Here is a 12,877-nt window from a genome sequence, read left to right on the forward strand (position 1 = left end):
CGAAAAGCATCGAAGCCGGAGAACCAAAATGAAAACCTGTTTGGTGGTCGATGATTCCAGCGTCGTGCGCAAGATCGCACGCCGGATCCTGGAAGGCCTCGAGTTCGAGGTCACCGAGGCCGAGGACGGCTCGAAGGCGCTCGAGATCTGTCAGCGGCAGCTGCCCGATGCGGTGCTGCTCGACTGGAACATGCCGGTCATGGACGGCTTCGAGTTCATGGGCCACATGCGCCGCCTGCCCGGCGGCGATCAGCCGAAGGTGGTGTTCTGCACCACCGAGAACAACGTGGCTCATATCGCTCAGGCGCTCAGCGGCGGCGCCAACGAGTACATCATGAAGCCCTTCGACAAAGACATCATCGCCGACAAGTTCGCTGAAGTTGGTTTGATCCCGGTCGGACAAGCCATGGTCTGAGTGTGTCTGGCCCAAAGTGCTTGGGCCAGAGTGTTCCAGTACAGTTCGAAGAGGCCATCCGTGACCCCGACCGAGTATGAGTATCTGCGCAAGTTCCTGAAGGACAATTCCGGTCTCGACCTGTCCGCAGACAAGCAATATCTGATCGAAAGCCGCTTGATGCCGCTGGCCCGCAAGGCCGGGATCTCTGGCATCGCCGAGCTCGTGCAGAAGCTGCAAGGCGGCTCGCGCCAGCTGATCACCGACGTGGTCGAAGCCATGACCACCAATGAGACCTTCTTCTTCCGCGACAAGGTCCCGTTCGATCATTTCCGCGACCACATCATGCCGGAGATCATCAGGGCGCGTGCGGCCAAGCGCAGCGTGCGCATCTGGTGTGCCGCCGGCTCGACCGGGCAGGAGCCCTATTCGCTGGCGATGTGCCTGAAGGAGATGGGCGCGGCCCTCACCGGCTGGCGCGTCGAGATCATCGCCACCGACCTGTCGCAAGAGGTGCTGGAGAAGGCCAAGGCCGGCGTCTACAGCCAGTTCGAGGTGCAGCGCGGCCTGCCGATCCAGATGCTGGTGAAATATTTCAAGCAGATCGGCGAGACCTGGCAGATCAATCCCGAATTGCGGGCCATGATCCAGCACCGGCAGCTCAACCTGCTGCACGATTTCGCCCAGCTCGGCACCTTCGACGTCATCTTCTGTCGCAACGTGCTGATCTATTTCGATCAGGACACCAAGATCAACATCTTCAACCGCCTGGCGCGCCAGATCGAGCCTGACGGCTTCCTGGTGCTCGGCGCCGCCGAAACCGTGGTCGGGCTGACCGACACGTTCCGGCCGATTCCGGAGCGGCGCGGCCTCTACAAGCCGAACGATCCGCGCGCGGCAGCGGCCAAGCCGGTTCTCGCCGGTGCGGCGCCGCGCATGGCGGCGGTGGCGGGACGATAATCATGGCCGAGGAGGGCAAGGGCGTCGAGCGCGTGACCTTCAGCCGCGGTTATGATGTCTGCATCATGGCCATCGACGGCACCTGGCGGCGCGACTGCAAGCTCAACGCGATCTCCGACACCGACGCCGTTCTCACGGTGGAGGGCTCGATCCAGGGCTTGAACCTGAAAGAGTTCTTCCTGCTGCTGTCGTCCACGGGTCTCGCCTATCGTCGCTGCGAGCTGGTCCGTGTCAACGGTGCCGAAATGGATATCCAGTTCCTGCGCGGCAAGAACCGGAAGAAGCGCGGTGCGGCCGGCGGTCACGACGCCGCGGCCTGATCCCGCCGCCACTGCCGCTACGCATTCCGACACTTTGCTTCACATTTGCTGAAGACTTCGGAGTCAATTGCTCGCAGCAGCTTTACGCGGCTTAAGCGCGAGCCGTGTATCCATTGGCGCTCTCAATCTCAGGATACGGCAATGCCCAGAAGTTCTCTTTCCCCGATCTCGTCAAACCTGCCCGACGGCACTGAACGGCGTGCGCTTCAGCTCCTGGTGGTCGACGACGACGCCACGCAGCGCAGCCTGATCACGGTCGCGGCCAAGCAGGCCGGCCACGAGGTCACCGTGGCGCCATCCGTTGCGGACGCGATCGAGAAGCTGCGCGCTGCGCGCTTCGATTGCGTGACGCTCGACCTCGTGCTGGAGGATGGCGACGGCGTCGACGTGCTGCGCGAGATGGCGAGCGCCAAGTTCGCCGGCTCCGTGATCGTCATCAGCGGCATGGACGGCAAGCGCCGCAGTGCCGCCCGCAGCTTCGCCCGTTCCGTCGGGATCGAGCTCCAGAGCCTGCCGAAGCCGCTGGATCTCGCGGCGCTGCGCATCAGCCTCGCCAATCTCGGCAAGACCGCGATGGGCCTGCCGGCGATTCACACCTGGGGTGGTGTCGCCACCGACGCTATCGTGGAGCGGCACCGCGCCTAGCTCGCGGAGCTGCCATGCGGTCAGATGCTGCCGCCCGCCGCGTTGCCGGATTCCGATAGGCATTGCAGGGCGTGGCCGAGGCCCGCCCGGCAGGCATTGAGGGCCGCGCTCGCGGTGGCGTAGCGGGGCGAGACGTCGTCGAGCACGACGATATCCGCGGAACCTTCCGGATCGCTGCCGTGTTCTTGGTCCATGGCTGCGGCGATCCGGCGCATGCTGGTCTCGATCTGTGCGATCAGCAAACGAAGGTCCGCCGCAATCAGCTCACGGCTCGCGATTTCGGGCGTTGCGACGGGAGGCGGCGTGTCGGCCAAATTTAGCATGGATATTCTCCGTCCACTGCAATTAGGCGCCATGCCGCTACTTGTGCGTTAAGTCCATGTCCCGTACAAATACGGGTGGGCCGAATCCGCGCCGAGCGCCATAACGAATGGCGCGGAACGCGAGTCCTTCATGCCAACCGGATGTGGCACATGGCCGAACAAAGCTCTCGCGGTGAAATCTTCGTGGTCGACGACGACCCTGCCGTTCGCGACACCTTGTCGATGGTGTTGAAGGCGGCGGGCTATGAGGTGATCTGTTTCGCCGACGGTGCAGCGCTGCTCTCGGTCGCGCGAAACCGCACACCGGCTGCAATCCTGCTCGACGTGAATATTCCCGGAAAGTCGGGTCTCGACATCCTGAAGGAGCTGCACGGCGAGGACTACCCGGCACCGATCTTCATGATCTCCGGGCAGGGCGACATCGCGATGGCGGTGGGCGCGATCAAGAGCGGCGCACTCGACTTCATCGAGAAGCCGTTCCGCGGCAGCGAGATCGTCGGCCGCCTCGACGAGGCGATCGGTGCCTATGCACGCCGGCAGGCGGAGAACGCGTCACCGAAATTCGGCTCGCTGCATTTCCCCGGCCGCGAGCCGCTGACGCGCAGGGAGCGCGAGGTGCTCGAGCAGTTCGCCGCCGGTGCCTCCAACAAGGAGGCCGGCCGCACGCTCGGCATCAGCCCGCGCACCATCGAGGACCACCGCGCCAACATCATGAAGAAGCTCGGCGCACGCAATGCCGCCGACCTGATCCGCATCGTGATGACGGCGGCCCAGCGCGCGTCGTAGCGTTATACGTGAGATGCCGTAGGGTAGGCAAAGCGAAGCGTGCCCACGAACTTCACGTGATGCAGTGAGAGAGAGATCGTGGGCACGGCGCAAGTGCGCCTTTGCCCACCCTACGAGAGCTCGCTGCGCCGCTAAGTTCGCGCTCGTGCAGGCTTCAACACTTGTTCCCGGATTGCGCTGCGCTCGATCCGGGCTACGGCTCTCACCCGCTCAGCGCCTTGCGGATGATCCGTGCCAGATCCGATTTGCGATAGGGCTTGGCCAGCAACATCACGCCGGAATCCAGCCGGCCGTGATGGATGATCGCGTTCTCGGTATAGCCTGACGTGTAGACCACTTTGAGATCCGGGCGCGTCTTCATCAGCTCGTCCGCGAGCTGCCGTCCGTTCATCTTGCCGGGCATGATGACGTCGGTGAACAGAAGGTCGAACGGCTTGCCGGCGGCGACGATCGCGAGCGCCTCGGCGGCGTCCGCGGCCTGCAGGGTGACGTAGCCCAGCGAATGCAGCTGCGCGAGCACGTAGTCCCGCACCAGCCGGTCGTCCTCGACGACCAGGATCGTCTCGTGTCCGCCCTCGATCGTCGCCGGCGTCACGCCCTCGCCGCTCGCCGTCGGCGTCTTGCCGGGCGGCAGATACATCTTGATCGTGGTGCCGTGGCCCTCCTCGCTGTAGATCTTGATGTGACCTGCGGACTGCTTGATGAAGCCGTACACCATCGAAAGCCCGAGCCCGGTGCCCTTGCCCGGTCCTTTCGAGGTGAAGAAGGGGTCGAACACCCTGGGCAGCATGTGCGCGGGGATCCCAGTGCCGGTGTCGCTCACCGCGATCAGCACGTAGTGCCCTGGCGGCACGTCGTTGGCGCCGGCATAGACCTCGTCGAGATAGGCGGCGCCGGTCTCCACGATCAGCTTGCCGCCGCCGGGCATGGCATCGCGCGCATTGAGCGCCAGGTTGAGGATCGCGGTGGTGAGCTGGTTGGGATCGACGATGGCGACGCAATTCTCGTCCTCGAACACCGATTCGATCTGGATCTGCTCGCCGAGCGTCGGACGCAGCAATTTCGCGGTGTCGACGATAAGCGAGTTGATGTCGATCTCGCGCGGCTGGAGCGGCTGCTTGCGGGCGAAGGCAAGGAGGTGCTGGGTCAGATCGGCGCCGCGCGCGGCGGCCTCGTCGATCATCTTGGTGATCGCCGCGAGCTGCGGCTCCTTGGCGACCGCCTCCGCGAGAATCTCGATCGTCCCGGTGATGACGGTGAGAATGTTGTTGAAGTCATGCGCCACGCCGCCGGTGAGCTGGCCGACCGCCTCCATCTTCTCGGCATGGCGGATGCGCTCCTCGGCGGCGATCTTGTCGGTGAGGTCGCGGTAGAAGACGTTGAACAGCAGGCCCTCGCGCCGCTTCAGCGCGGTGACGCTCAGCTCGGCCCTGAATTCCTTGCCGTCGCGGCGGCGGCACATCAGCTCGCGGCGGCGGTTCAGCGTCGTGCCGTCCTCTTCGGCCAGGAATTGCTTCAGCCCCGCCCTGACCCTCTCGCGTTCGCTCTCGGCGACGATGAGGTCGATCGTGCTCTTGCCGAGCACCTCGTCGCGGCGCCAGCCGAACAGCTGCTCGGCCTGCGAGTTCCAGTTCAGGATGCTTCCGGTCTCGTCGGTCTGGACGAAGGCGTCGAGCGAGGTCTCGACGATGTTGCGGGCGAGCCGCTCGCTCTCGCGCAGCGATTCCTGCGCGAGCCGCGCTTCGGTCATGTCGCGCCCGACGAAGAAGAAGCGCTTGGCAGGCTCGGACCAGCTGCCGAGCCAGGACAGCCAGACCTCGTGCCCGTTCTTGTGGAGGCAGCGCGTGTCGGCGAGCTTGACGCGCTCGCCGCGGCGCATCGCGCGCATTTCGGCACGGGACTGCTCCAGATGAGCGGGATGAATGAAGTCGGCGCCGCTGCGGCCGATCATCTCGTCCGGTCGATAGCCGAGAATGGTCTGGCTGCTCGGGCTGATCTGCGCGACATGGGCTCGCGCGTCCATGACCATGATCAGGTCCTGCGACGTCTCGAAGATCTGGCGCCGCTCCTCCAGCTGGTTCTGCAGGGCCCGCTCGGCGCGGCGCGCCTCGGTCAGGCTGCGCGCGCTTCCCGAGGCGCCGATGACCTCGCCCGCCGGTCCCTTGATCGGCGACAGGCCGAGGGAAATCTCGACCGGCGTGCCGTCCTTGCGCAGGCGGACCGTCTCGAAGCGTTCGATCGGCTCGCCCCGCGCGATCCGCCGCAGATAGTCCTTGCCGTGCTCGCGGCGGTCGGGTGGGACAATGATCGACGTGGGCTTGCCGATCGCCTCCTCCGCCGTATAGCCGTAAAGGCGTTCGGCGGCCGGATTCCAGCCGGTGATGACGGCATCGAGCGTCTGCATCACGATCGCATCGTCGGACGATTCCACCGCGGCGCTGAACAGGCTCTCGCGCGCCGCGTGATGGCTTCGCGCCGCCTCGGTGCGGCGATGCTCCTCGATCTCGCGTTCGAGCGCGGCTGTTTTCGCGCGCATCTCCTCCACCATCCGGGCAAAGGCCCGTGCCAGCACGCCGGTTTCGCCGCTGGCATCGACGGGGATGTCCGCGGGACGTCCGCTGCCGATGGCCTGCACCGCCTCCGTCAGGCGCCCGATCGGGCGGGTCAACGAGCGCGCCAGCAGCACCGCGAGGGCAGCTGCGGCGAGAACGGCCAGCACCCCGACGAGCAGGGACGTTTTTTGAATGGCGGCCGGCACGCGGCCGAACACGGGCGCAGGGATCGTTTCGATGATGGCGACCCATTCCTTGCCCGCGAGCAGGGTCGGCGCCAGCGCTGCCCCGCTCGGCCGGCCCGATGAATCGGTCATGAGCCGCGTGGATCCTTCCAGCGTGCCCGTCAGAGCCCCGAAGTATGGAAAGTCCTTGCGCCAATCGTTGGGGCGGTCATGCGCTGCGCCGAATTCGCGCATACGGTCGGGATGGACGAGATAGTCGCCGCGCGCGTTTACAACGTGGATCTCTCCGCCGGAGGTCGTTGTCGCACGGACCCGGTCGAGTGCCGGGCGCATGTCGACATTGGCCACGATGATGCCGAACGGCTTGTCGTCGGCTGTGAACAGCGGCATCGCGACCCGCAAAGTCGGCGCGTGGGACGCCCTCGTTCCCCCCTGACGCGTGGCGAGCTCGATGGGAGACACATAGATTTCGCCGGGCGCGAGCCGTATGGCTTCCTGGAAGTAGGCTCGGTCGCTCTTGCGCTCCAGTTCACCGTCCGGGGCGATCCTGACTGCTCCGTTCGGTCCGGAGCGATCGACGTGGACCAGTTCGCGCTGGTCGTTGTCGACGCCGATGATCCTGAACTGCCCGTAGATGGGCTTGGCCTCGATCTCGGCCGCGAGCCGTGCCGCGATACGCTCGCGCCAGGTTTGCTCCGAGACGCCATCCACGGGATCGATCCCTCCGCCGACATGAGCGCGGATCAGGCCGTTGATCGCCGCTGCGGCGCGATAGCCGACCAGATCGCCGCGCACGCCGGCAACGTAGGATTCAAGGTTGGTCGCGAGCAGGCGCGATTGGGCTTCGACCCGCTCCAGCACCCGCGGAATGACGGCCTGTGTGGTGTTGCGATAGCCGAGCCATCCGACCGCGGCCACGGTAACCGCCACCAGCAGGATCATCGCGATGGCCAGCCGCGTGGCCAGCGTCGTTGCTGCTCTCATGGGGAATTTCGCCGGACCCGCCGTATCGCTGCGCCATTTCTGGCTTGCAGCAGAGGAGGTGCCCTTGTCATCGGCGGCCGGAGCGGACATCGGACCCCTCCGGCTCGTGGGCCTTCAGGCAATCTGCGACCACGGCGAGCAGTGTACCGGGCCGGAACGGCTTTTGCAGGCTGGCGACCGCGCCGAGCTTGGTCGCCATCTTCAGGAAATCCGGCTCCGCATAGGCATCCGGCGTGCTCGAACGGCCGGAGATGACGACGATCGGAACGGCCGGGGCCAGCACCCGAATGTGACGCATCGTCTCCAGTCCGTCCATGCCGGGCATGAAGATGTCGAGAAACAGCAGGTCGAACCGGCTCGCCTCGAACAGCGCCAGCCCCTTGCGGCCATCCCCGGCGACCGTCACGTGATGACCAGCCCGTTCCAGCAGCAGCCGGATGGTGAACTGGACGGCCGGATCGTCATCCACGATCAGGATGTTGGCCACGTCTGAAATCCTCCGGAGTCGGCGGAGTTAGTCCCACCAACCGCAAATCAAGCCAATCAACTCGAAATTGTTGCGCGGATTCTCGTCTGCCGGCAAGGACTTCGGCCGGTGCTGCCGATTTATTGCGCTGCACCGCCAAATATGCCCGCCTGAGTGCATAGCAGAGGTTCGCCATCCGCCAGCCCAGCGCCTTGCCCGGGGGTGGATTGCCTGTGAGAAGAGCAGGGCCAATCCTCCGGACGGACAAGGAATGCGATGACCAACAAGAAGAAAACGCCCGACCAGCTCCGCAGTGCGCGTTGGTTCGCGCCCGATGATCTGCGCTCGTTCGGCCACCGCTCCCGCGCCATGCAGATGGGCTACGCGCCGGAGGAGTGGAAGGACCGCCCGATCATCGCGATCCTCAACACCTGGTCGGACGCGCAGCCCTGCCACATGCACTTCAAGTCGCGCGTCGAGGACGTCAAGCGCGGCATCCTGATGGCGGGCGGCCTGCCGCTGGAGCTGCCGGCGCTGTCGCTGTCGGAATCGCTGCTCAAGCCCACCACCATGCTCTATCGCAACCTGCTGGCGATGGACGCGGAGGAGCTGCTGCGCAGCCATCCGGTCGACGGCGTGGTGCTGATGGGCGGCTGCGACAAGACCACGCCGGCGCTGCTGCTGGGCGCAACCTCGATGAACATCCCGGCGATCTATCTGCCGGCAGGCCCGATGCTGCGCGGCAATTGGAAGGGCAAGGCGCTCGGCTCCGGGTCCGACGGCTGGAAGTATTGGGACGAGCGCCGCGCCGGCAAGATCTCCGACAAGGACTGGCTCGACATCGAGGCCGGCATCGCCCGCAGCTACGGCACCTGCATGACCATGGGCACCGCCTCGACCATGACCGCGATTGCAGAAGCGATCGGCATGACGCTGCCCGGCGCTTCCTCGATTCCCGCCGCGGATGCCAACCACATCCGCATGGCCTCTGAATGCGGCCGCCGCATCGTCGACATGGTGTGGGAGGATCTGACGCCGAAGACGATTCAGACCCGCAAGGCGTTCGAGAATGCCATTGCGGTCGCGATGGCGATGGGCTGCTCCACCAACGCCATCATCCATCTGATCGCGCAGGCCCGCCGCGCCGGCCAGGACATCGGCCTCGACGATTTCGAGAAAGCCAGCCGCAAGGTGCCCGTCATCGCCAACGTCCGCCCGAGCGGCGAGACGTACCTGATGGAGGATTTCTTCTACGCCGGTGGCCTGCCGGCGCTGATGAGCCAGATCAAGCCGCATCTGCATCTCGAGTGTGTCACCGTCACTGGAAAGACGGTGGCTGAGAACATCGCGGGCGCCGAGGTGTACAATGCCGACGTGATCCGCGGCATCGACAATCCCATCTACAAGGAAGGCGCGCTCGCCGTGCTCAAGGGCAATCTCGCGCCCGACGGCTGCGTCATCAAGCCCTCCGCCTGCGCGCCGCGCTTCCTCAAGCACACCGGGCCGGCGCTGGTGTTCGACGACTATCCCTCGATGAAGAAGGCGGTCGACGATCCCAACCTCGACGTCACCGAGAATCACATCCTCATCTTGCGTAATGCCGGGCCGCAAGGTGGCCCCGGCATGCCGGAATGGGGCATGCTGCCGATTCCCACAAAACTCGTGAAGCAGGGCGTGCGCGACATGGTGCGCATCTCGGATGCGCGCATGAGCGGCACCAGCTATGGCGCCTGCATCCTGCACGTCTCGCCGGAATCGTATATCGGCGGTCCGCTGGCGCTGGTGCGGAACGGCGACCGCATCACGCTCGACGTCGCCGCGCGCACCATCAATCTCGACGTCTCCGAAGCCGAGCTCGCAAAACGCCGCGCCGCCTGGAAGCAGCCCGCGCGCCGCTTCGAACGCGGCTATGGCTGGATGTTCACCAAGCACATCAAGCAGGCCAATGACGGCTGCGATTTCGACTTCCTGGAGACCGATTTCGGCGCGCCGATCGGCGAGCCGTCGATTTACTGACCGTCGTTCCGGGGCAATGCGAAGCATCGAACCCGGAACCCATTTCACCCCAGCGTATGCGGCCCGATGGATTCCGGGCTCGCGCTACGCGCGCCCCGGAATGACGACATCATGACCAAACTCACCGAAGCCACCCGCAACAAGCTCAAATCCGTCTCCACCGCCACCGTCGCCACCGCGCTGTTCAAGCGCGGCCTGCGCATCCAGATGATCCAGGATGTGCATCCCGTCGGCCCGGACCAGCCGACCATGGTCGGCGAGGCCTTCACGCTGCGCTACATGCCGGCGCGCGAGGACCTCAACACTATCGACGTGTTCAGGGATCGCTCCCATCCTCAGCGCAAGGCGGTCGAGGAGTGCCCGCCGGGCGCCGTGCTGGTGATGGATAGCCGCAAGGATGCGCGCGCGGCCTCGGCCGGCGCGATCCTGGTGACGCGCTTGATGAAGCGCGGCGTCGCCGGCGTCGTCACTGACGGCGGCTTTCGCGACTCCGCCGAGATCTCAAGGCTCGGCTTTCCCGCCTTCCACCATCGCCCCTCGGCGCCGACCAATCTGACGCTGCATCAGGCGATCGAGATCAACGTGCCGATCGGCTGCGGCGATGCGCCGGTGTTTCCCGGCGACGTCATCCTCGGCGATGCCGACGGCGTCATCGTGATCCCCGCGCATCTGGCCGACGAGATCGCCAACGAAACCTTCGAGATGACCGCATTCGAGGATTTCGTCACCGAGGAAGTCGGCAAGGGTCGCGGCATCTTCGGTCTCTATCCCGCCACCGATCCCCAGACGCTCACCGATTTCGCGGAATGGCGCAAAAAGAACGGGCGGTAGTTCCTTCGCCTTTCCCCGCTGCAGTCAGGGCTATCGCATATAGTTCGATCTTGCCTGTGGCCATCCTTCGAGACGCCCGCCGTTGGCGGGCCCTCAGGATGAGGACCGAGGTCGTGGCGACCGCTTCAACGAGCGCGGATGCTGTTTAGCCTCATCCTGAGGAGACCGCGCAGCGGTCGTCTCGAAGGACGAGGCGTGCGCGCCGGCCGGCGCCACAAATCACATGCAATCGCCCTGCCCCTTGCGGGGAGAGGGATAAACGTCACGCCTCCGCCATCCCCGCCGCCCACAGCGCGAACGCGTAGACGATCGCGACTTCGTCCAGCCGGTCGAAGCGGCCCGACGCGCCGCCGTGGCCGGCGCCCATGTTGGTGCGCAGCAGGACCGGGCCGCCGCCGGTCATGGTGGCGCGCAGGCGTGCGATCCACTTGGCGGGCTCCCAGTAAGTGACCCGGGGATCAGTAAGTCCGCCCATCGCCAGGATCGCCGGATAGTCCTTCGCCGCGAGGTTGTCGTAGGGCGAGTAGGAGAGGATGGTGCGGAAATCTTTCTCGCTCTCGATCGGGTTGCCCCATTCCGGCCATTCCGGCGGCGTCAACGGCAGCGTGTCGTCGAGCATGGTGTTGAGCACGTCGACGAACGGCACCTCGGCGACGATGCCGGCGAACAATTCGCCGGCACGGTTGGCGACCGCGCCCATCAGCATGCCGCCGGCCGAGCCGCCATGGCCGATGATGCGCTTGGCGCTGGTATATTTCGCGGTGATCAGCGCGCGGGCGCTGGCGGCGAAATCGTCGAACGAGTTGGTCTTTTTCTCGCGCTTGCCGTCGAGATACCAGCCCCAGCCCTTGTCGGCGCCGCCGCGGATATGCGCGATGGCGTAAACGAAGCCGCGATCGACCAGCGACAGGCGGTTGGCGCTGAACGAAGCCGGCATCGCCATGCCGTAGGAGCCGTAGCCGTAGAGCAGGAGCGGCGCTGTGCCGTCGAGCTTCAGCCCGCGGCGATGGAGGATCGAGACCGGCACCTCGGCGCCGTCATGCGATTTCGCCATGATGCGCGTCGTGACGTAGTCGGCCGGGTTATGCCCCGACGGAATCTCCTGCCGCTTGCGCAGCACGCGCGTCCGTTTCGTCATGTCGTAATCATAGACTTCCGACGGCGTCGTCATCGACGAATAGGCAAAGCGCAGTGTAGTCGTCTCGAACTCGTAGGAGCCCATCGTGTCGAGCGAATAGGCGGCCTCGTCGAACGCGATGGCATGCTCCTCCCCGCCAGCGAGATCGCGGATTACGACCGACGGCAGCGCATGGGCGCGCTCGAGCCGCACCAGATGGCCGGCGTAGAGATCGAGGTCGATGATGTAGATGCCGGGCCGATACGGGATCAGATCGCGCCAGTTCTTGCGCTCGGGCGCGTGAAGCGGCGCGGTGACGATCTTGAAGTCGATGGCGTCATCGGCATTGGTGAGGATGAACAGCTCGTCGCCGCGGTCTGCGAGCGAATATTGCACGCCTTCCTCGCGCGCCGCGACGAGGCGCGGCGGCGCCTCGGGATGGGCGAGATCGATCAGCCGCTGCTCGCTCGTCTCGTGATCGCCGCCCGCGATCACGCAGAAGCGGCCGCTGGTGCTCTCATGCAAATGGGTGAACCAGCCGGAATCCTGCTCCTCATAGACCAGCGTGTCGTCGGCCTGCTGGGTGCCGAGCCTGTGCCGCCACACCTGCATCGGCCGATGATTGTCGTCGAGCTTCACATAGAAGAAGCTCTTGCAGTCCGCGGCCCAAACCACGCCGCCATCGGTCTCCTCGACGAGATCGTCGAGATCCTTACCGCTCGCCCAGTCGCGAACGCGGATCGAAAAATATTCCGAGCCCTTGGTGTCGGCGCTCCAGGCCTGCAGCTTGTGATCGTAGGAGTGCCGGCTGCCGCCGAACTTGAAATATGTGTGGTCCTTGGCGAGCGCGTCGCCGTCGAGCACGATCTCGCCGTCGCCGCCGTCGCGCGGCATGCGGCCGAACAGCTCGTGCTGCCCGCCCTCGCGAAACCTGCGGAAATAGGCGAAGGGACCGTCGGGTGACGGCACGCTGGAATCGTCCTCCTTGATCCGCCCGCGCATCTCGCGCACCAGCGTCTTCTGCAGCGGCGCGGTATGGCCTAGCAGGCTCTCGGTATAGGCGTTCTCCTCGTCGAGATATTTGCGGATGTCAGGGTCGATCACTCCGGGATCGCGCAGCACGTCCTGCCAGTTCGCGTCCTTCAGCCAGGCATAATCGTCGGTCACGGTGATGCCGTGCCGCGTGAAGGCATGCGGCCGGCGCGGGGCAACGGGGGGCTTCGAAGGCGTCTTGGCTTGGGTCACTCGGTCCTCATCATCTCTCGTTCGCGCAGTGCTTCCTCTTCACCTCTCCCCGC

11 protein-coding genes are annotated in these 12,877 nt (G+C 65.4%); 7 read left to right on the forward strand and 4 right to left on the reverse strand.

Going from position 1 to position 12,877, the window contains the following annotated elements; translation table 11 throughout:
• Nucleotides 1-28 precede the first annotated feature (28 nt).
• From AB7M16_RS20435 to AB7M16_RS20450, 4 genes are all read left to right on the forward strand, one after another.
• Nucleotides 29-415, forward strand: coding sequence for a response regulator (locus tag AB7M16_RS20435; RefSeq protein ID WP_018321619.1), 387 nt, complete (start codon nucleotides 29-31; stop codon nucleotides 413-415).
• Nucleotides 416-475: 60 nt separating this feature from the next.
• Nucleotides 476-1,354 (forward strand): CheR family methyltransferase, encoded by an 879-nt coding sequence (locus tag AB7M16_RS20440; RefSeq protein ID WP_172789328.1) that lies wholly within the window; start codon nucleotides 476-478, stop codon nucleotides 1,352-1,354.
• A gap of 2 nt (nucleotides 1,355-1,356) precedes the next feature.
• Nucleotides 1,357-1,674: a PilZ domain-containing protein gene (locus tag AB7M16_RS20445; RefSeq protein ID WP_172789327.1), complete on the forward strand. Its 318-nt coding sequence runs from the start codon at nucleotides 1,357-1,359 to the stop codon at nucleotides 1,672-1,674.
• A gap of 141 nt (nucleotides 1,675-1,815) precedes the next feature.
• Entirely contained in the window at nucleotides 1,816-2,319 is a 504-nt protein-coding gene (locus AB7M16_RS20450) for a response regulator (protein ID WP_172789326.1), read from the forward strand.
• Nucleotides 2,320-2,339: 20 nt separating this feature from the next.
• Here the strand turns inward: AB7M16_RS20450 and AB7M16_RS20455 are convergent, their stop codons facing one another.
• Nucleotides 2,340-2,642: a hypothetical protein gene (locus AB7M16_RS20455; protein WP_453945023.1), complete on the reverse strand. Its 303-nt coding sequence runs from the start codon at nucleotides 2,640-2,642 to the stop codon at nucleotides 2,340-2,342.
• Nucleotides 2,643-2,792: 150 nt separating this feature from the next.
• Between AB7M16_RS20455 and AB7M16_RS20460 the strand changes: the two genes are divergently transcribed.
• On the forward strand, nucleotides 2,793-3,428 hold the full coding sequence (locus AB7M16_RS20460; protein WP_172789324.1) for a response regulator transcription factor: 636 nt from the start codon (nucleotides 2,793-2,795) through the stop codon (nucleotides 3,426-3,428).
• A gap of 202 nt (nucleotides 3,429-3,630) precedes the next feature.
• Here AB7M16_RS20460 and AB7M16_RS20465 read toward each other — a convergent pair whose 3' ends face one another.
• Nucleotides 3,631-7,239, reverse strand: coding sequence for a PAS domain S-box protein (locus tag AB7M16_RS20465; protein ID WP_453945024.1), 3,609 nt, complete (start codon nucleotides 7,237-7,239; stop codon nucleotides 3,631-3,633).
• On the reverse strand, nucleotides 7,217-7,636 hold the full coding sequence (locus AB7M16_RS20470) for a response regulator (RefSeq protein ID WP_172789322.1): 420 nt from the start codon (nucleotides 7,634-7,636) through the stop codon (nucleotides 7,217-7,219). Before AB7M16_RS20470 ends, AB7M16_RS20465 begins: the two co-directional genes overlap by 23 nt.
• 255 nt (nucleotides 7,637-7,891) lie before the next feature.
• Here AB7M16_RS20470 and araD point away from each other — a divergent pair, with 255 nt between their 5' ends.
• A complete protein-coding gene (araD, locus tag AB7M16_RS20475; RefSeq protein ID WP_453945025.1) occupies nucleotides 7,892-9,631 on the forward strand; it encodes an L-arabinonate dehydratase in 1,740 nt (579 codons plus the stop codon).
• Nucleotides 9,632-9,742: 111 nt separating this feature from the next.
• Complete coding sequence (locus tag AB7M16_RS20480; RefSeq protein WP_453945026.1) at nucleotides 9,743-10,462, forward strand: ribonuclease activity regulator RraA; 720 nt, start codon at nucleotides 9,743-9,745, stop codon at nucleotides 10,460-10,462.
• Nucleotides 10,463-10,724: 262 nt separating this feature from the next.
• Here AB7M16_RS20480 and AB7M16_RS20485 read toward each other — a convergent pair whose 3' ends face one another.
• On the reverse strand, nucleotides 10,725-12,824 hold the full coding sequence (locus AB7M16_RS20485) for a S9 family peptidase (protein ID WP_453945027.1): 2,100 nt from the start codon (nucleotides 12,822-12,824) through the stop codon (nucleotides 10,725-10,727).
• Nucleotides 12,825-12,877: the final 53 nt, after the last annotated feature.

Source organism: Bradyrhizobium sp. USDA 372, assembly GCF_053629095.1.